23 protein-coding genes and 1 riboswitch are annotated in these 19,364 nt (G+C 46.6%); of the genes, 16 read left to right on the top strand and 7 right to left on the bottom strand.

Annotated features, from left to right (window positions below):
* The first annotated feature begins 18 nt into the window (after positions 1-18).
* Positions 19-102, top strand: a riboswitch (cyclic di-GMP riboswitch).
* A 216-nt stretch (positions 103-318) separates the two neighbouring features.
* From L6H65_RS20650 to L6H65_RS20605, 10 genes are all read left to right on the top strand, one after another.
* Complete coding sequence (locus tag L6H65_RS20650; protein WP_236344589.1) at positions 319-1,653, top strand: methyl-accepting chemotaxis protein; 1,335 nt, start codon at positions 319-321, stop codon at positions 1,651-1,653.
* A 71-nt stretch (positions 1,654-1,724) separates the two neighbouring features.
* Positions 1,725-2,141 carry a GAF domain-containing protein gene (locus L6H65_RS20645; protein WP_236344588.1) on the top strand — a complete coding sequence of 139 codons (417 nt, stop codon included), beginning with the start codon at positions 1,725-1,727 and terminating at the stop codon, positions 2,139-2,141.
* A gap of 22 nt (positions 2,142-2,163) precedes the next feature.
* Complete coding sequence (locus L6H65_RS20640; RefSeq protein ID WP_236344587.1) at positions 2,164-3,789, top strand: thiamine pyrophosphate-binding protein; 1,626 nt, start codon at positions 2,164-2,166, stop codon at positions 3,787-3,789.
* Positions 3,790-3,863: 74 nt separating this feature from the next.
* Positions 3,864-4,205 carry a hypothetical protein gene (locus L6H65_RS20635; protein ID WP_236344586.1) on the top strand — a complete coding sequence of 114 codons (342 nt, stop codon included), beginning with the start codon at positions 3,864-3,866 and terminating at the stop codon, positions 4,203-4,205.
* Between the two features lie 31 nt (positions 4,206-4,236).
* On the top strand, positions 4,237-5,226 hold the full coding sequence (locus L6H65_RS20630) for a 3-oxoacyl-[acyl-carrier-protein] synthase III C-terminal domain-containing protein (RefSeq protein ID WP_236344585.1): 990 nt from the start codon (positions 4,237-4,239) through the stop codon (positions 5,224-5,226).
* A gap of 66 nt (positions 5,227-5,292) precedes the next feature.
* On the top strand, positions 5,293-5,532 hold the full coding sequence (locus tag L6H65_RS20625; RefSeq protein ID WP_236344584.1) for a hypothetical protein: 240 nt from the start codon (positions 5,293-5,295) through the stop codon (positions 5,530-5,532).
* 458 nt (positions 5,533-5,990) lie between these two features.
* Positions 5,991-6,647 (top strand): DUF2306 domain-containing protein, encoded by a 657-nt coding sequence (locus L6H65_RS20620; RefSeq protein ID WP_236344583.1) that lies wholly within the window; start codon positions 5,991-5,993, stop codon positions 6,645-6,647.
* A gap of 235 nt (positions 6,648-6,882) precedes the next feature.
* Entirely contained in the window at positions 6,883-7,356 is a 474-nt protein-coding gene (locus L6H65_RS20615) for a VOC family protein (RefSeq protein ID WP_236344582.1), read from the top strand.
* A gap of 244 nt (positions 7,357-7,600) precedes the next feature.
* Complete coding sequence (locus L6H65_RS20610) at positions 7,601-8,767, top strand: Spi family protease inhibitor (protein ID WP_236344581.1); 1,167 nt, start codon at positions 7,601-7,603, stop codon at positions 8,765-8,767.
* Positions 8,768-8,824: 57 nt separating this feature from the next.
* Positions 8,825-9,313 carry a hypothetical protein gene (locus L6H65_RS20605; RefSeq protein WP_236344578.1) on the top strand — a complete coding sequence of 163 codons (489 nt, stop codon included), beginning with the start codon at positions 8,825-8,827 and terminating at the stop codon, positions 9,311-9,313.
* Positions 9,314-9,380: 67 nt separating this feature from the next.
* On the opposite strand, the gene L6H65_RS20600 is transcribed toward L6H65_RS20605, so the two are convergent.
* The 4 genes from L6H65_RS20600 to L6H65_RS20585 all read right to left on the bottom strand — a co-directional run bounded on the left by L6H65_RS20600 (position 9,381) and on the right by L6H65_RS20585 (position 11,268).
* The gene (locus L6H65_RS20600) at positions 9,381-9,998 is read right to left on the bottom strand and encodes a cyclase family protein (RefSeq protein WP_236344576.1); all 618 of its coding nucleotides are present in this window, start codon (positions 9,996-9,998) and stop codon (positions 9,381-9,383) included.
* 47 nt (positions 9,999-10,045) lie between these two features.
* Positions 10,046-10,462 carry a GNAT family N-acetyltransferase gene (locus tag L6H65_RS20595; RefSeq protein WP_236344574.1) on the bottom strand — a complete coding sequence of 139 codons (417 nt, stop codon included), beginning with the start codon at positions 10,460-10,462 and terminating at the stop codon, positions 10,046-10,048.
* Between the two features lie 2 nt (positions 10,463-10,464).
* The gene (locus L6H65_RS20590; protein ID WP_236344572.1) at positions 10,465-10,845 is read right to left on the bottom strand and encodes a VOC family protein; all 381 of its coding nucleotides are present in this window, start codon (positions 10,843-10,845) and stop codon (positions 10,465-10,467) included.
* A gap of 153 nt (positions 10,846-10,998) precedes the next feature.
* Positions 10,999-11,268 carry a helix-turn-helix domain-containing protein gene (locus tag L6H65_RS20585; protein WP_236344571.1) on the bottom strand — a complete coding sequence of 90 codons (270 nt, stop codon included), beginning with the start codon at positions 11,266-11,268 and terminating at the stop codon, positions 10,999-11,001.
* 127 nt (positions 11,269-11,395) lie between these two features.
* Here L6H65_RS20585 and L6H65_RS20580 point away from each other — a divergent pair, with 127 nt between their 5' ends.
* The 3 genes from L6H65_RS20580 to L6H65_RS20570 all read left to right on the top strand — a co-directional run bounded on the left by L6H65_RS20580 (position 11,396) and on the right by L6H65_RS20570 (position 13,206).
* Positions 11,396-11,704: a LytTR family DNA-binding domain-containing protein gene (locus L6H65_RS20580; RefSeq protein ID WP_236344570.1), complete on the top strand. Its 309-nt coding sequence runs from the start codon at positions 11,396-11,398 to the stop codon at positions 11,702-11,704.
* 137 nt (positions 11,705-11,841) lie between these two features.
* Positions 11,842-12,387: an STM3941 family protein gene (locus L6H65_RS20575; RefSeq protein ID WP_236344569.1), complete on the top strand. Its 546-nt coding sequence runs from the start codon at positions 11,842-11,844 to the stop codon at positions 12,385-12,387.
* 90 nt (positions 12,388-12,477) lie between these two features.
* Positions 12,478-13,206 (top strand): MOSC domain-containing protein, encoded by a 729-nt coding sequence (locus tag L6H65_RS20570; RefSeq protein WP_236344568.1) that lies wholly within the window; start codon positions 12,478-12,480, stop codon positions 13,204-13,206.
* 138 nt (positions 13,207-13,344) lie between these two features.
* Here L6H65_RS20570 and L6H65_RS20565 read toward each other — a convergent pair whose 3' ends face one another.
* From L6H65_RS20565 to L6H65_RS20555, 3 genes are all read right to left on the bottom strand, one after another.
* Positions 13,345-14,337, bottom strand: coding sequence for a stalk domain-containing protein (locus L6H65_RS20565; protein ID WP_236344567.1), 993 nt, complete (start codon positions 14,335-14,337; stop codon positions 13,345-13,347).
* A gap of 351 nt (positions 14,338-14,688) precedes the next feature.
* Positions 14,689-14,964: a hypothetical protein gene (locus L6H65_RS20560; RefSeq protein ID WP_236344566.1), complete on the bottom strand. Its 276-nt coding sequence runs from the start codon at positions 14,962-14,964 to the stop codon at positions 14,689-14,691.
* 160 nt (positions 14,965-15,124) lie between these two features.
* Complete coding sequence (locus L6H65_RS20555; protein WP_236344565.1) at positions 15,125-16,123, bottom strand: stalk domain-containing protein; 999 nt, start codon at positions 16,121-16,123, stop codon at positions 15,125-15,127.
* Positions 16,124-16,380: 257 nt separating this feature from the next.
* On the opposite strand from L6H65_RS20555, the gene L6H65_RS20550 reads away from it, so the two are divergent.
* The 3 genes from L6H65_RS20550 (at position 16,381) to L6H65_RS20540 (ending at position 19,340) form a co-directional block, all read left to right on the top strand.
* Complete coding sequence (locus L6H65_RS20550; RefSeq protein WP_236344564.1) at positions 16,381-16,530, top strand: hypothetical protein; 150 nt, start codon at positions 16,381-16,383, stop codon at positions 16,528-16,530.
* Positions 16,531-16,651: 121 nt separating this feature from the next.
* A complete protein-coding gene (abc-f, locus tag L6H65_RS20545; protein WP_236344563.1) occupies positions 16,652-18,574 on the top strand; it encodes a ribosomal protection-like ABC-F family protein in 1,923 nt (640 codons plus the stop codon).
* A gap of 82 nt (positions 18,575-18,656) precedes the next feature.
* Entirely contained in the window at positions 18,657-19,340 is a 684-nt protein-coding gene (locus tag L6H65_RS20540) for an HAD family hydrolase (RefSeq protein WP_307728380.1), read from the top strand.
* Positions 19,341-19,364: the final 24 nt, after the last annotated feature.

Here is a 19,364-nt window from a genome sequence, read left to right as displayed (position 1 = left end):
AGACAGCTTTACCACACGCAAGCAAAACCACAATTCTGCTGAAAAAGCAGAGCCGCAAAGCTGCGGTACGAATGTTTCTGCCATGATCGCCGAGTTGCCACTCTTCCGATTGTTGTTGGAATCTGAAATTGGCAGCAGGGACTTTCTTTGGAAAGTCTTTTTTGTTACAGCTGGCAGCCATTCAACCGAAGCTGTGCGGACAAATTCAAGGAGGAGGCGGTGCTGGCTATTAACTGGCATTCGGACGCAGCAGGTCAGCGTGAGGCAGAGATACACTGTTGAACGGCTGATTATGACAATAACAGAGGAGAAACCGTTATGAATGTATTACGCATGAAGGACAGTGTAAGCGGGAAATTGACGCTGTCCATGGCTTTTCTTACTTTGGCAATCTCCATTGTGTTCAGTATCATCCTGTATGCCACGGTTTCTTCTGTCGTTACGTCTTACGTCCTTCCGGGCATAGACATAGACGCATCGGATTTTAACAGTCTCAAGAACAAGCTGGCTTGGGGGAGTCTGGGCATTTCCCTGCTGATTGTTCTGCTAGGGACGATCGGGGCGTTTGTTGCTGCCAGAGTAATCCTTAGACCGTTCCATCGGCTTGTAGAACATGCCAAAGCGGTGTCGGAGGGCAATCTGACCCTTATGGCTGAAGCAGAGCGCAAGGATGAAATTGGTGAATTGGCAGCATGTATTCAGAACGTGACGATCCAACTGCGGGAAGTTGTCGGCCACATAACAGAGCTGTCAGACAACGTGGTGAATACGTCACAGGATTTGTCTAGCAATACGGAATTTTGCACAGATATGGTAGTTGGCATTGCGGATTCCATCGGGCATATTTCCTCGGGGAATGAGACGATTGCCGAGAGTGCGCGAGGCAGCATGCTTATGCTGGAAGAGGTTAACAAGGGGATGGAGCATATAGCGGAATCCTCTATGACGCTAGCGAACGAGATGGCTGAAGCAGCCCACCAGGCCAGCGGAGGCACTCGATTGATTGACAAAGCTATTCTGCAAATGAAGACCATATTCAATACAACGGTTGCTTCCTCCGAGGTTGTAGCGCAAATGGACCGGAGTACGGAAGAGATCGACCGTGTGACAGAGATTATGACTAATATCGCATCCCAGATTAATCTATTATCGCTTAATGCAGCCATTGAAGCTGCGCGGGCCGGCGAGTACGGACGGGGCTTCGCTGTTGTCGCTGACGAGATCCGCAAGCTGGCGGACCAGTCCTCCTCTTTTGCCAAGGAGATTGCCGAGACGGTTGCGCATATTCGCTTCGGCTCCAGGGAGTCGAAGGAAGCGATGAATCAGGTCATGCTGGAGGTCGAATCCGGAACAGAGATCGTGACCGAGGCAGGGGTGTCGTTCCACCAAATTGTACAGCCGACCGAGCAGGTTTCCTATAAGGTGCAGGAAGTATCGGGCGTAACTCAGCAGGTGAGCGCAAGCACGGAGGAAATCCTTAACTCAGTAAGGGTGACCGTTTCAATCACAGAGGTTGCCCTCGCAGGAACGAAGGAAATTGAAGCCTGCTCACAGGAGCAGCTTACGGTAATGGAGGAATCCCAGCAATCAGCTCGCTTTTTGAAGGAGCAGGCGAAGCAGTTGAAGGGTAGAATTGATTCCTTTGCAGTATGAAGAATGAACGAAGCAGCAGCATTGGATGTCAGGGAGGAGGCTAGTGAAAAGCGAATATGGAACTTGAGAGATTGAATCTATTATTTGAGAGGCTGTCGAGCCTTACAGGAATCCGGGATATTGCCTACCATGAGATGAAATCCGGCCGCTTGAGTCCTGTGCTGAAGACGAACACGGATGTGCTTGGGGTTGAGAAGTGGAAGGGCGTTCATGCACAGAATCCCGTCTATATTGAGCATGATCAGCTGCTCACTGAGCTGGTGCGTCAGCCGCGGTCGCTTGCGGTGCAGGATGTGAAGAATGACCCTCGATCTGCGGAGGAATTTTTCCTGTTCGGAATTGACAGCATTCTGATTCTGCCAGTCATGAAGGGTACGAATGTGCAGGGTATCGTGGTTGCCGCATCGATTGGGGAGCTGCATGAATTTACAGAAGAAGAGATCAGGGAGGCGGAACGGCTGCTGGAGCAATATAACGATATTTTCTAAATAGAGCGGGGGCGGTGAATTCGTGCAATTGGCGGAAGCAATATTAAGGTATTTGAAGGTTAGCGATGTCCAGTACCTGTTCGGAATTCCGGCAGGCATCATCGGTCCGCTTTATGATTCATTGATAGACGTTGATATGACGCCCATTATTACGAAGAATGAAGCAGGCGCGGCTTATATGGCTGCTCGTTATGCAAGCACCTCAGGCAAGCTGGGCGTATGCGTTGGTGCGGGCGCTGTAGGCGTTAGCAATATGATGAACGGCATCGCCGATGCGATGCGGGCCAAAGCGCCGCTGCTCATTATTTCCGGTTATATTAATCGCTGGCAGATGGGCAAGGGGGCTATTCAGGAGCTGGACGGTCAAGACATGGTGCGATCAGTCACGAAATACAGCCATACTGTTATGGACGAAGCTGATGTGATGAGCGAGCTTGATAAAGCGGTTAGAATCGCCATGACTCCGCCGTGCGGCCCGGTATACCTGTCGATTCCGATTGATGTGCAGCGTCTTGAATTGCAGGGCTCCATCCCACCCCCGGCAAATCTGGCCGAGCTGCAGGAAGTGAAGCCGGATGTCGCTGAACTGGAGCGCGCGAGCGGGCTTATTAACAAGGCCGGGCAGGGCTTGATTATGGTTGGCCGCGGCGGGCGCGGCTTCTCGGCAGAGATTATGGCGCTCAGCGAGCGTCTGCAATGGCCCATCATTACGACTCCGGCAGGCAAAGGGATTGTGCCGACTGATTTCGCCTTGAATCTGGGCAACTACGGCTTCTCCAGTACGGATGCAGCGAGTCAATATGTCAATTCCGACAAGCCCTCCTGTGTGCTCATTCTGGGCACCAGCCTGGGGGAGGCGTCCACCTGCAACTTCAATGAAGTGCTGATTAGGGGACGCTCCGTTATTCACGTTGACCGCGATGCCAGAGAGCTGGGCAAAGTGTTCAAGACGGATGCAAGCATTTATGGCGACTTGAAGGCTGTCCTCCCCTATCTGCTGGAGCACAGTCAGCAATCCTCTGCTCGCTTTCAGAAGCCATCTCTGTTGAATGAGCCGTATGTGCAGAATCATACCGGCCTATCGCTGAGGTTGTTTCTGGAGAGGCTGAAATCGGTGATGCCCGCCAATACGCGTTATGTATGCGATATTGGGGAATTCACCAATTTTGTCTTGAAATATCTGGACATTCCGCAGGGTGGGGATTTCGAGATGAATCTGGATTATGGCGCGATGGGCTCCGCCGTGGCTGGCGGGACAGGCCTGCACGCAGCAGACCCGACCCGGGCTGTGGCAGTCATTGCCGGTGACGGCTGTTTCTTCATGAACGGCATGGAGATTCTGACAGCCAAGGAATACCGGATGCCGATTGTGTATTTCATCATCAACAACGCCATGCTCTCTTATGTGGAGCGGGGACAGCAATTCCTCTACAAACGCACCATTCCTGATTACAAGCAGGAGCGGATCTCTATTGCGGAGATGATGCGTGTTGCGGGTGTAAACGCGATGTCCATCGACCGCTTGGAGGATGTGGAATACATCCCGGCTTTCGTGAGGAAGCTGGAAGGACCTTGCATTATAGAGGTGAATACGGATGGCAGCGAGCCGGCGCCGATTCTTGACAGATTGAAGGCGCTGGTGAAGTAAATCATATAGATGCATTTGTATGCTTGGCTCAGTCATTGCCATCAAACTTACACAACAACAGGAGGAAATTAACGATGGGAAGCTTCAACATTCAATTGGATCAAGCAAGCAAAGTAATGAAGGTGCAGGTGGAAGGTACATTCTCGCCGGAGGAAGCACAGAGTTCAGTGGAAGCCTATCATAAATCGACGGCTGGAATTAACGTGCCCGATTATGAAATCGATATCGATGGCACGAAGCTGAATGTATCCGCTCCGGATACGATTCCGATGATGGAAGCTTGCTTCCGACTTTACAAGAATGACGGCTTCAAAAATATTACGCTGCGCATTTCCAAAAATCCGGTGCTCAAAATGCAGTTGAACCGGGTTGCACGCGGGGTACAGTTGGCGAACTATGAATTAATCGAAGAATAGAAGAAATCGCATAGTTGGGAGAGTTGGGAATATGGGGGCTGTACGTATTAGCGATATACAGGTATATCATCCCGCCAATGAAGTCGGCAACGAGTATTATATTGAGCATTTCGGCAAAAAAGGCATTGGCGTTACCAGTATGATGGCTTTAATGGGCAGAGAGAAACGTTATGTGATCGACAATGCTGAAGAAAACACGTTTACGATGGCGGTCGAAGCGTCCAATAGCGTGCTTCGCAGCTCCGGATTGTCGGGCAAGGACCTGGACCTCATTATATTCGTTTCGTCGACGCCGGAATATTTGGTTCCGGCAATTGCCCTGAAATTGCATAACGCATTGGGCGGAGATCTTCATACAATCTGCTTTGATCTCAACGCCAACTGCGTGGGCATGCTAATGGCGGTCGATCAAGCCAGCCGTTATATGATGTCGAATCCGCGCATCAAACGCGCATTGGTTGTAGGCTCCGAGCATCTTTCGGTGCATAGCCCGGACGTGCCGGTATTTGCGTGTAATTTCGCCGAGTCGGCGGTTGCCGTTATTCTGGATAAGGAAGGCGATTCGCGCGGATTTATTGATTCCGTCTATCAGACGGATACTTCCGTAATTAACAACTCCTTATTCCCGGCACATGGCCTGTCGAACCTATATCGAGAGGAATATACAGCCAAGGATGCACAAGTGCAGTTCATCCCGTTCGATGATTCGGTATGCGTGAATTCTGCGGTGGATTCCATTCAGACGCTGCTCGCAATGAACGAGATAGCCATTGACGATATTGGAGCCTTCCTGTTCTCCCAATTCTCCGTAGGCAATTTGAAGCAAGTATCCGAGCGGCTCGGAGTAGACGCCAATAAAGCCATCTACATCGGCGACCGTTACGGATACACCGCATCCAACAGCCCGCTTCTTGCGCTTTACGAAGCGTTGAAGCAGGGCAAGGTGGCGCGCGGCGACTACCTGGTCTTCTGGACCGTAGGCGCCGGTTGGCAGAATGCTGCCCTGCTCATGCAATATTAATCCGCCTGATTGCTAGGTGTGAATAGCCCTGTCGCCTCTATTGAGGCGGCAGGGCTTTCTTTATGTATGCCATATCCCATATCCCATATGCGCAATCGCGTGCGAATGGAAGGCGTGACTGCGGGCGCTGTAAGCGAGAGTGAGTCGCGTACGGAGGGGAGCGTTTGGCAAGGCGACGAATCTGGAGCAATAGCGCTGTTTTACCGTCTTACAGCGAGCGTGAGATTAGTTTGCCGAGCTGTAAGCGTGTTTTTTCGCTTTACAGCAGCGCTGGGGGCGTCTGACAAGGCGAATCTGGAGCAATAACGCTGTTTTACCGTCTTACAGCGAGCGTGGAATTAGTTTGCCCAGCTGTAAGCGTGTTTTTTCGCTTTACAGTCGCGTTGGGAACGTCTGGAAAGTGGATTTGAAGCCACCGATAGCTATTATTTATAGTGTACGGGTACATTCAGCAAAATATGCCCGTACAGCTCGCCTCCACAGATCGAATGCTGCCCCTGCTCGATGCTTCGCTATTCCAATTGCTGCTCGAAGAATTCACGCTCCTCAACAGGAATATCCGTTGTTACACATGAGGCCCTCCTTTCAATTATTAGCAGGATTATTAACATAGGTTAATGCTCGCGACAAGCTTGCCTTGTAAGATTGGATTATCACATTCGCAAGAAAATGAAGATGGAAGAAGAGAAAGCAATGAAGCTGGCGACCATCCGTCGAGTTTTTGTTTTGTTGCACAAATTCAACTATGATCGTGGGGGCTAGAAATGAAAAAAACATTATGGATGACCATGACGATTCTTGCCATTGCCGTAGCAGGTTACGGAATCGTTCAATATCTTGTCCTTGGCGCAGAATCAGCGGGCCTCGTTCAAGAAAAGCTGCAAAATATGACGTTGGACGATTTGTGGTATATGTTTATTGCGATCCATGTCTCCGGCAGTGTGCTGTCATTAATTATCGGACCATTCACACTGTCGGCGAAGTTTAGGGAGAAGCATCTGAAACGGCATCGTTTGCTGGGACGAATCTACTTGCTAGGTATATTGGTTGGAGGAGGCTCGGGCATTTACCTGGCTTTCTTCGCGACAGGGGGGATCGTATCGACAATCGGCTTCCTCTTCCTATCCATTCTGTGGCTGAACGCTGCCTATCAAGCATTGCGTAATATTATGAGCAAAAGGGTGGATGCGCACCAGAGATGGATGATCCGCAATTATGCGCTTACTTTGACGGCAGTAACATTGAGACTTTGGCTGCTTATATTTGTCCTTCTGTTCGGCGAGGAACGGTTTGAATGGAGTTACACCATTATTTCGTGGTTATCCTGGGTTCCTAATCTGTTGATTGCAGAGCTGCTCATTAAGAAACGATTGCTGCCTTCCGGCCCTGTGCGATCATCGCGGGGAACGTCTGCTGTTTAATACGTCGGCAAAACGATTGAAAGGAACAGACAGGTCGCTGCGCTGGGGAATGATCTTACGATCGCTGTTGTTCCCGGAATTCTAGAATTTAAGCGGACAGCAATATAAAAGAAACCACGACCTTTATTTATGGTAATATTTACTTATCAATCGGAATGACAGGGATAGCTGTCATGAAGTGGCTGTGTGATTGCAGACAGGATAATAAACAGGTTGGGAAGAGGAGCTGAACGACTTGCAAAAAATCACCCCGTTCTTGTGGTTCAATAACAATGCTGAAGAAGCAATGAATTTTTACATCTCCTTATTTAAAAATTCCAGGATTGCGAATGTAGTTCGCTGTGGCGACAACGGTCCCGGACCAAAGGATTCGGTAATGACCGCGACTTTCGAGCTTGATGGACAACGATTTATGGTTATTAATGGAGGCCCGCATTACACCTTCTCACCGGCAATATCGTTATTTGTAAATTGTGAGACGCAGCAGGAGGTAGACGAGCTGTGGGAGAAGCTGTCCGAAGGCGGAGAGGAGCAACGATGCGGCTGGCTGAAGGATAAGTACGGTATGTCTTGGCAGATCATCCCTGCTGCATTAGGCGAGCTGATGAATGACAAGGATGCCGAGAAGTCGCAAAGAGTCATGCAAGCGATGCTTCAAATGGACAAAATTGACATTGTAGCACTCAAGAAAGCATACGAAGGAAACTAGCTGAGGATCAAGTAAAATAAGGCGTGTATCTGTTTCAATGCTCGTTATGAGATATAGGGATGGAATATTGAACAAGAGGGAGCGTCAAATAAATAAAATAAAGAGCGAATGATACAGACGCATGTCTTATTGGTTCGCTCTTTTTTCTGTTATCACAATCCTTATCTCTTCCTTTACGGAATAAAAATTTTGGTATAAAATATAATTGCCTTAAAAGGTAATTTATAGGAATAGGTGGGAATTTATGAAAAGGCACATTGTTATTGTCGTAGTCTTGCTGCTAGTGATGACAGCTGTTCCGGGATTTGCATTGGGTCAAGAACAAGGGCAAGTGATGAAGAAAGAGATCAGTTTACTCACAGCAGAGAAAATTGCCAAAAAATTTTACAAGGAAACAGGCTTTGCTATCGGGAATGCAATTAGATACAGCAGTACTTTATATGATGTGGATGATTCTGTGCTTGGTTATTATTTTAATATATGGAACAATGAGAAGACAGCCGGTTATATTGTCGTCTCGGCGACCAAGGAGAGAAGTCCGATCTTGCAGTACGGGGACCAGGCTATGGGCTATGATTTCCAGGAGAAATCCGAAGCAGGCTTGAAGCCCTATTATTTGAACGCCCTCAACATCATACATGCTAAAGACACGCAGGATCTGCGCGACCAATTCCAGCAAATTAAAGCGAATAAACGAAAAGAAATATCCAAGCTTATGAATCGTTCAACAAATGAAGAGCAGAAAAAAATGCTGATAGAGGAGTATGAGGCTGTAAGCAAGCAGGAGCTAGTATCGTTGCCAAAGGGGGATTATCAAGACAAGTGGCAAGCAATTGAGAATAAAGGCGAGGTTTCCATTCTGTCTACACCTCAGAAGGTGCTGTCAGTTTCGCGCGTGTGGCAAAGAACGAGCGGCGTTACGTGGGAGGATTCGGCATGCGGTCCAACAACGGGTGTCATGATTGCCAACTATTTGAAATCAGCAGGCTACACGGTGAGAGGAAGCAGCTACTACGGCGGGAATTCGGATTTTATTAATCATTTATGGAGTGAAATGGCATGGTGGTGGGGCACATCGGCCATGTCATTCAGAGAAAACATGGAGCAGCATTTAAATTTGGATTATAGCAACCATAAGTTCGAAGCCTTCGGATGGGATGACCCGAGTTTTTCCAATATTCAAAGCTACCTTGACGATAATATTCCGTATGGCATCAAGTTTGAATCCAACTCCAACGATTCTGTCTATGCCAGCTACCATTGGGTTGCGGCAATTGGATACAAAGTAAGCTCTCTCGGTGATTTTGTTGCTATCAAAGACCCTGATGGCGGACAAAACAACACAGGGACACATTTTATATCCTATGATACCAATGAGCCGTACGCTTACCATGTGTTCATCTACCAATAAGCGATGAGAGTCATAATTGGCGGAGAAACCAACTAGCACGTCAGTGGAAACCAACTTGTGAAATGGAGGTGGCGACCTATAATTAGCAGAAAAATCATCCTCCTGACGCTTCTGATTGTGCTGCTTCTTGGACTTATCGAGCTAACCTCCATGAACACTCACTATGGGGGAGGGAACGGGAACCTGGCCCTTGTCTTTATTATTCCGCTCATTCCGCTGCTCGGCTGGTTCGCGGTAACGTTGTTTCGACTATCCGCCGCGCTGCATCTCGGAATGAAGGCAAAGGCCGGTCTGCTCATTTGCACCATCATAATAGCCACACTGGCGATCCTCTATCAGAACGGACGGTATGATCAAATCAGGGAGAATGTTAGGCTGGGCATGATCAAAAGGAATATTCCATTAGATGAGGCGCATATCGAATCCATAACGAGCGGATTAACCGCTTATACGAATACGCTGTATTTTGGCTACGTTAACTTTGTATTATTATTAGCGATCATCGTTACGGCTGGCGTATGGTTTTCTAAACGTGCTGATAGATAAGAACAGCTGAGCATATGAGAGAGGGAAGCGACAGGGCACTTGTCCTGCTGCTTCGCTCTTTCGCTATTTATTTCACCCGCGCAATTATGCGTGCGACCGAAGAGTCGGCTTTGACATGCAGCGGCAGTGCAATAATTTCAAACGATTCAACATTTCGCAGCTGCTCGACATTCGTTAAATTTTCTGCAATGAGAATGTTATGTTGGAACAGACGCTTATGCACGTCAAATGGATATTTATCCGGGGATGGTGTATCCAGGCCAATCATTTTCACTTGTTTTCTAATTAGTAAATCTGTGAATTCCGCCGTCAATACGGGATAATCCGTAAAATATCGCGGCTGTCCGTAGTACTGACTATGACCCGTATACAGAATAACAATTTGCCTTGGGGCGATTAGGTGCTCGTATTCTTCCTTGTAATGAATGACAGCTTCATTCGAAACATCGAGCAAGCAGCCATCGCCTATAAAAGTGTCCAGCGGAAATTCGCTCATGTACAAGCTGCTGCTGTCCACAAGATGCATGGGGCCGTCAATATGAGTGCCTGCATGCATATTAATCGTCATCAGATGATTGGTGTAGCCATCCGTATCAATAGAATTGGATTGCAGCAATACGGTTTCTTCATCCCCTGGATATACAGGCATTCCAGCGTGAATGATATGTGTCAGGTCAATCAGCATCTCTATCCATCCTTCCACAGTGATTTCATTGCTGGGGGACCGCTCTCTTATATGTTTTTGGAATAGATATAAAAGCCGCTTCTCTTCTCCCACCCGACGGCAGCCCAGAAGCCATTGCCAACGACATTATCTTCGATTACGAACAGGTGGCACTTATCGATGCCTTCATTCCTTAATTTCTCCAACCCTGTTTGCACCAGCATATTGCCGATTCTCTGATTTCTATAGTCTGGATGGACGGCCACATGATAAATGTAGCCTCTCCTCCCATCATGTCCGCACAGTATCGTCCCGACAATTCGATGATCCTGTTCGTATACATAACATAATCCTTTGTTTCTGTTTATGTACCTATCGATATTATCCCTCGAATCGGCATCACTCAACGCTAACCCCTCAATGCCCTTCCACAATTCAATCATTTGCTCGTAATCATTGATGCTCATCTCTCTAATTGCGCTCATATCTATCGCGGGCTCCATTCTATAAATTCAAGCCGATTTCCAAAAGGGTCGTTCAAATAGAACCGTTCTACACCTTCATCTGCCCGTACATCATCATCAATCACTGAAATATTGTTCAGGAGCAAATATTCACGCAGCTTATGAAGATGCTTCACATGAAATGCGGGATGGGCTTTAGTAGCCGGGACAAAATCCTTTTGTACTCCAATGTGTACTTGGTGAGCGCCGCATTGAAACCAAACACCGCCACGTTTCTTTAAAGCTTCAGGCTTAGCAATTTCCGCCCAGCCCAACAGGCCAGCAAAAAAACGTCGTGCCTCCTGTTCGCAACCTTCCGGAGCTGCCAATTGAACATGGTCAATACCATCAAATTGATAGGACATATAATTGCCCCCTTCCAAAGTTTCATACTGTGAAACAAAGTTTCGAAATATTATATTTCCATTTTATAGGGGCATTCATTGGAAGTCTAGTGTTTTCTTCACTAACCATAAGAGCGGGACGGAGGCATACTGCTGTTGCCTCTCGTCCCGCTCTTATTTGTCTTCAAAGCTGGTTTCCTGTATCTTCTGATATTCGATCTCTACCAGCATGAAGAAGTCAGAAGGTTTGATTTTCAATCCCTTGCATAAGTTGAATATCTTCGTGACGGAAGGTTCGTTGCGACCGACCTCAATCATCGATATATAGGAGCGATCGACGTTACATTCATGCGCTAAATCCTCCTGACTTAAGCCTTGCTTTAAACGTATAGCTTTCACGGTTTTGCCGATAATTTGTTTAATGATAATAGGCTGTTCGCTCAAGGGAAATGACTCCTTTTAAGACCATTATCAATCTGTTATAATAACCACGACAGATAAAGTATTCAACAAATAGAAATAAATTAGTAGTTTTTATTTACCAATAAAAGCATCTGATGGTGGTTACAAAGTGTTGAATATCAATGAGGACGTGCTGTATTTACAGACGGATGGTGGAGGAAGACTTCTTTTCCATACCTTTGACAAAGAATATAGGGCATTACAAGGGGTGGAGGATTGGGCAAATTATTTGCATCATAGGGGGTTCCATCGTATAGATCGAGGTACAATCGTTAATTTGCGTAAAATTGAAGTGTTCGATCAAGAGCTCAGGGTACTTATTCTGAATACATTTGATGGTGCTGTATCCCTTCCTATTGCGGAGTCGATGATCAAGGTGCTGCACGAAGAACTGCGAATTATGGGATGGAAGAGATGAGAGACTGTTTCTCTTTTGGACTAAATGTACAACTAGGCGAGCCTATTCAAGTGTTGTTACATTGCCGGAAACAAGGTTTATATATATAATTGGGTCTGGAAATAGTAGGAATGTTGGGAAGGGAAGGTAGAGTATACATGATGAACATTCAACAATCTTTTACGAAAGAGCATGTCGAGTACCCTAGCGCCAAGAAGCTGATCGGACTTGCTTTTGCCTCTATGGTATTTGTAGCCGTAGGAATTCTGTTAATCGTGGTCGGTCAATCGGAGGAGGAGACGCCGATTATTATGGTCATCATCGGATTCATTAGCGCAGGCTTCTTCGGTCTATGCCTTATCTACTGTTTGTATCGATTAATGAATAAGAAGGCTTCTATTATTATTAATGGGGATGGGATTTTGGATAATTCCTCTTACATAGGCGGCGGACTGCTCAAGTGGAGCGACATTCAGGATGTCGTCCTGTATGAGTTTATGGGTCAGAGATTCATTGGGTTGAAGCTGCATGACACAGAGAGATTTATGGCACAACAGAGCGGTATGAAAAAGGCGCTTATCCGCATGAACAAACGAATGATAAATATGCCTGTTAATATCCCTCAATCCGGCGTCAGGATGCCGCTTGATCAGCTGTATGTCCTTATTAGAGAGACATGGATGAATGCTGCTGTCAGAGGTTGAGGGCTGATATGTATGGGTCATGTTGCAATTCCAATACATTCCATGTTAGGATAAATCGATTATATTTCCATATGAATAGGGGATTGATAAATGCTGCATATCGGCGAGCTTGTACAAATGAATAGATACCCGATAAAATCCTTTGCAGGGGAGTCTTTGAAGCGTGTGGAGATCGCACATTACGGATTATATGGTGATCGATGCTATGCTTTTATAGATGAAACCAAGGAGGATTGGGATGCTTATATAACAGCCAGGCAAATTCCGCAAATGCTCGCTTACAAGGCGGAGTTGGCCGGTGAAGGATCTAACGATCGATTTCCTGATGTTATGGTTACGACACCAGAGGGTCATACGAGGGGATGGGATGAGGGACTTCTGAACGACATCCAAGCCTATTCGAGAATCAACCTGTCTATGACGCAATGCCAGCCGACAACAACAGAGCAATTGGCAGTTGATCTCGGAAGTATTCTCATTATTACCGATGCCTCGCTGAGAGAGCTGGAGAAGCTATGGGGCAAAAAGCTAGACCCGCGCAGATTCCGGGCTAATCTGATCATTGCGATACGAGAAGGAAGCGGCTGGAAGGAGAACGATCTTATCGGGAAGCAGCTGCAGATCGGCAATGTTATTCTCAATATCGACTCCAACTGCGAACGCTGCGCTATGATTACCATTGACCCAGATTCGTTGGATCGGGATGCTTCCCTTCTTAGAGTTGTCAACGAGAGGCTGGGTTTGAATTACGGTGTGTATGCATCGGTAGTCAAGACGGGGGAAATAAGCGTTGGTGAAAAAGTGTTTGTAGTAGTGTAATGAAGTCCCCAAATGGTGGGCATGATTCGTCATAGCCAATTCCAGAAGAGGCGCATGAGAAATCTCCCGAAACAAAGACAATGCCCTCTCGACTTCCTACAAAGGAAGCGAGAGGGCTGAAAGTATGCTTTCACGTTATTATTTCAGTTTGAAGTAAATGAAACGATCTTCATATTCTAGAGTAGAATCTTCCCGTTGAAGAATGAAATAATTCTCATCATTTTTGAATATTGGCAGTATGATTTTACCTGATACATTATAGGATTTGGATTCGCCAACTTTGAGTTTGGGATAATCAAGTTCTTCCATGATGTCTAAAGTGTTTCTTGATAAGGAACCATCAAATCCACCGGCTGTCCAGCCAATGATAGAATTGCCATCAGGGGTTTTCACTCCCCAAAATCCGGGACTCATGCTGACTAAGTGAGTATAGTCGTATTCAGTTCCTTTTTTCAGATAAGTAGCATTCTTTACTGCCAAATCTACAGTAAGCATCACATGCTCTGTTTGAGCATTTTTTTCTGGTTTTCTAAAGCCAAGCGCTTCAATTCCCTCCAAGGAAATTGGTTCTACCTTTTTAATCGTAAAGGTGTACTGCGCAGAACTGTTTCCAAGAGTGGGTTCACTATATGTATCTGTATACGTGAACGATGCGCCTAAGCCGATAGGATCATTCTTTGTTCCTTTATTATTGCTGCTTTGCGACGGCGTTGGTGCTGTCGGCGTCGGCTTGATTGGTGCTGGCGTTGTTGGTGCAGGCGTAGTCGGTGCAGGTGTCGCAGGTGTTGGCGTTGTAGAAGACCCGTTATCTGTAGGAAAACTGTTGTCCTGGCTAGCCGCGCCTGTTGTAATAATAACAGAACTGCTTGCTGGATCCCAAGTAACTGCGCCGCCCATAGCTTCCGCCACGGCTTTGGCAGGAACATAGCTGTTTCCATTATATACAATTGGATCTAATGAACCTGTGTGATTGGACAGATTCAGCGTATTTCCGTCTACCACCACTTTAATGCCCGGGTTTTGGTAGGCGCTGATTTTTTTTGCTACACCAGCAGCATACACACCGGTTGAAACGCCAACTGCAAGCAAAGCAATAACTGAAAAAACGACTAGCAATTTTTTTGACTTCATTTCATAAGCCTCCCTAAATAATGTTATTCTCTCTACAATGTAACACTAGCAATATCGTTAGAATTTTACTATACAATGTTCCATATTTCAACATTATTTAATAATTTTACGCAATCATGGATTGAGATTGGCTTCTGCTCACTCAAAAGGTAAGAATCCGAAAGCTTCGAGCACTTGGCATTCCAGAGTGGGCATGCTTTGTCATTTGTCATGGCCAATTCCAGACGAGACGCATGAGAAATATTCCTGAACAAATACAACGCCATCCGACTTCCTATTGGGAAGCAAGAGGGCTGAAAAGTATGCTTTCACGTTATTTCAGTTTGAAGTAAATGAAACGATCTTCATATTCTAGAGTAGAATCTTCCCGTTGAAGAATGAAATGATTCTCATCATTTTTGAATATTGGCAGTATGATTTTGCCTGATACATTATAGGATTTGGATTCGCAGGGGTTTTCACTCCCCAAAATCCGGGACTCATGCTGACTAAGTGAGTATAGTCGTATTCAGTTCCTTTTTTCAGAAAAGTGGCATTCTTTACTGCCAAATCTACAGTAAGCATCACATGTTCTGTTTGAGCATTTTTTTCTGGTTTTCTAAAGCCAAGCGCTTCAATACTCTCCAAGGAGTTGGTTCTACTTTTTTAATCGTAAAGGTGTACTGCGCAGATGTGATTAATTTTACGAAGATGCAATGAGGTTAGCATCGGTGAAAAGGTATTTGTAACAGGCGAATAAAAAAAGAGGTGACGATTCTTTCATTCGTCACCTTAAACATTTGAAATATTACTTCAGTTTAAAATAAATGAAGCTTTCATCATAATCTAGCGTGTCATCCTCTCTTTGCAGTACAAGCAAATTTTCTTCTCCTTTGACGATCGGAAGCAGGACTTTGCCTGTTACACTATAGGATTTCGAATCACCTATGTGTAATTTCGTAAAAGGATCATCAAGCACTTTATCTATATTGGAGTCTAATGAACCCTCGAATCCAAATTCTCTTCCGCCTACGATGTAATTGTCACTCGTAGTTTCTACACCCCAAATATATGGTGTAGATAAGGTTAAATATGGATAATCGCCGCCAGTGCCCTGCTTTAATAACGTAGCATTGTTAACCTTCAAATCTACTGTAAGCATCACAAATTCTCTTTTATCGTTTTTCTCTGGTTTTACAAAGCCAAGCGATTCTATTGCATCCAAGGAAATCGGCTCGACCTTTTTAATTGCGAAGGTGTATTGAATAGATACGTCCCCAAGTGAATCGTGTCGGCGTATATCTGTGTACGTGAACGAAGCGCCCAGGCCAATAGGATCTTTCATAGTCCCTTTATTGCTGCTGGGCTTCGATGGAGTAGAGGGCGTCGGTTTGGTTGGTGCTGGCGTTGTTGGTGCAGGTGTAGTCGGTGCTGGTGTAGTCGGTGCAGGTGTCGCAGGTGTTGGCGTTGTAGAAGACCCGTTATCTGTAGGGAAACTGTTGTCCTGACTAGCCGCTCCTGTTGTAATAATAACAGAACTGCTTGCTGGATCCCAAGTAACTGCGCCGCCCATAGCTTCCGCCACGGCTTTGGCAGGAACATAGCTGTTTCCATTATATACAATTGGATCTAATGAACCTGTGTGATTGGACAGATTCAGCGTATTTCCGTCTACCACCACTTTAATGCCCGGGTTTTGGTAGGCGCTGATTTTTTTTGCTACACCAGCAGCATACACGCCCGTTGAAACGCCAACTGCAAGCAAAGCAATTACTGAAAAAACGACTAGCAATTTTTTTGACTTCATTTCATAAGCCTCCCTAAAATAAATAATGAATGTCTCTCTCTATATTGCAATTATGGTAACAATGATTGATTTTACTTTATAATGTTCCAAAATTCAACAATATTAAACATTTTAATAAAATAGTAGGTCCGAACTTAAGGCTAAGTTTGGAAATTTCATTCAAGAAGAAAAATTGATTGAAATAAGACGCTTATTGTAAAATACTCCTTATTCATGGTAGAGTTTAGGGTAGTGAAATATGAGGAGGTGAAGGCAGGATGTTTAACAAGTTTGTGAGTGCGGTTGTTGTTCTCTATACGAAGATTATAGAATCGACCGCGATCGTATACGCTGCATTTGTTGACGGGAGAGGTCTGTCTATTGGTAGCCATACGAATTACAAATTTGCGAAACGACTCCTGCCTTGACTTTAGCGGATGGCAACATCTAAGGGCTGCGGGTATTTTCCGTGGCCCTTTTTCTCTGCGTATTGGTCTTCAGGCAGCTGTCGCAGGTCCCCGCGTGGGAGACGGTCTGGAGGATAACGAAATGATAATAAGCTGTCAGCATGTTAAAAAATATTATGGAGCCGCCTTGGTGCTATCGGATCTGACCTTTGAGCTTCGTGCAGGCCAGGTTGCAGGACTAATCGGTCACAACGGCGCGGGAAAATCGACCGTGCTGAAGCTTCTTGCCGGAGTGGAAAGCACCGATGGCGGCGTCATCGCTCTGCGCAAAGGAACGACTATCGGCTATTTGGCGCAGAACTCGTCAGACGATCCGAATCTGACTGTGCATGCGGTGCTCTCCGGTGCATTCCGTGAACTCCAATCGCTGCAGCTGCAAATGAGAGAATTAGAGCAGCGGATGGCTCAGGCGGATATGCTGGCCGATGAAGCGGCGATGGAGGCAGCGCTGCAGCAGTACGCCAGACTGCAGGAATCCTTCGAGCATGGGGGAGGCTATGAGATGGATATAAGAATCGATCGGGTTGCCGGGGGTATGGGCATCCCGGTATCGGAATATGAGAGGCCATTCCTTACATTGTCCGGCGGGGAGAGAACCAAAGTCAGTCTGGCGGCTTTGCTAATTGCAGAGCCTTCGCTTCTGCTGCTGGATGAGCCGACCAACCATCTGGATCTAAAGGCTGTCGAATGGCTGGAGGGTTATCTTAACGAATATGATGGTACTTGTGTTATCGTTTCGCATGATCGATATTTTCTGGATCGTGTTGTAACAGGGATTATTGAGATTGAGGACGGGGAAGCCTCATGGTACGCTATGAATTATACTGGCTATCAGAAACAGAAGCAGCAGGAGCTGCTGCAGCAATTCTCGGATTATAAGGAACAGCAGAAGCGGATCAAACAGATGAAGGAAGCTATGAAGCGGTATGTGGAATGGGGCAGCATCGGCGGGGATGAGCGATTCTTCCGCAAGGCTGCTTCGATTCAGAAAGCGTTGGATCGGATGGACAAAATCAAACGTCCACTGTTGGAGCGCAAGTCTGTCGAGTTCCAACTGGAACTGAAGGATCGTTCAGGCAACGATGTGCTTGTATTGGACAATGTCTCCAAATGCTACGGCAAGCGAGAGCTGTTTGTGAATGTATCCGGGAAGCTCTCTTACGGGGAGCGCGTCATTCTTATTGGCGCAAATGGTGCAGGGAAGAGTACTTTATTCAAGCTTGCGCTTGGTTATGAGAGCGCGGACTCTGGCCAGGTGAAGCTTGGAGCACGGGTGGACATTGGTTATTTGGCGCAGGATGAACCGCCGCAGCTCTCCGTTACAGTGCTGCAATACATTCGGCATGAAGCGGCTATCGAAGAAGGCGAAGCAAGGGGGCTGCTGGCCCGATATCTGTTCTATGGCGCTGCTGTATTCAAAGAGATTCGCAGCTTGTCTGGCGGGGAATGGACAAGGCTTCGACTACTGCTGATGATCCAGCGAAGGCCGAATTTCCTGCTGCTGGATGAGCCGACCAACCATCTGGATATTGCTTCGCGTGAAGCGCTGGAGGAGCTGCTGGAGGAATATGACGGAACCGTGCTTGCAATTTCGCATGATCGATATTTTATTAATCGGATCGCGCAGCGCGTATGGTCGTTGGAGGATAAGAGGCTGAACAGCTATTGGGGAAACTATGACGATTGCAAGGAGCTTTGGATCAGAGCGGAAGCGACTTCCGCACAGAGCGATACGCGAGACCACAGTCGATCAGCCCCTTCCGCCGAATCGAAGCGCAAGGAACGCAATATCGCAGAGGCAGCCCCTTCAAGCCTGGACCAGCGCAAGGCAGGTATAGAACGGGAAATATCCATTGCAGAGCAAGCGATTGCGGAATGCGATGTTGAGCTGGCTCAGATTCAGTTAAGTACGGATGCAGAGAGGCTCGTACAGATTTATGAGCGAAGAGAGCAATTGCAGGCTGCTTTGGATGAATCCTATAAGGAATGGTTAGCGCTTGATTGATAATCGAATGGATTGGAATGGCCCGGGTTCGAAAAAGTGAATCCGGGCTTAAACGTAAACGCCGCAGCAGCAAGAAAGGGTGATGATAGTGATCAGAGCTGTTTTATTTGATCTGGATTTAACACTGTTAAATAGAGATGCATCGATAGAGCAATTCGCCAAACGGCAGTATGAGCGTTTCTCCACCGGCACTTGCATGTCACACTTCTCCCAGGAACACTATGTTTCCCGGTTTATCGCGCTGGACAATCGGGGTTATGTGTGGAAAGACAAAGTATACCAACAATTAATCAATGAGCTGGGCATAGACGGCATAACATGGGAGGAGCTGCTGGATGATTATGTGGCAGAGTTTCACCATAGCTGCATGCCATACCCTAATCTGGTGGAGATGCTGGAGCAATTGAAGAATGAAGGGCTGCTGCTTGGTTTGATTACGAATGCGCATGGAGATTTCCAGTACCGCAACATTCAAGCGCTGGGAATCGAACCGTATTTTTCAGCTCTGCTCATCTCAGGCTGGGAGGGGATCAAGAAGCCAGACCCGGAAATTTTCCGAAGGGCATTGGATAAGCTGGGGGTGAAGGCGGAGGATAGTGTCTATATTGGCGACCATCCCGTTAATGATGTGCAGGCAGCGCGAAGTGCGGGAATGAAGGGCGTGTGGAAGAGATACCCTCATTGGGCTACCCCGACAGAGCATGATGGCATTATTGATGATTTATTGGAGGTTCCTGCATTCATCAAGAAGCTGGACGGGCGCTGATTTCAATCAGGGGCATAGCAGGGG

This window comes from Paenibacillus plantiphilus (assembly GCF_927798095.1).
Lineage (GTDB): Bacteria > Bacillota > Bacilli > Paenibacillales > Paenibacillaceae > Paenibacillus_Z > Paenibacillus_Z plantiphilus.
The sequence above is the reverse complement of the archived record's forward strand: the minus strand, read 5'-3'. Positions and strand labels throughout refer to the sequence as shown.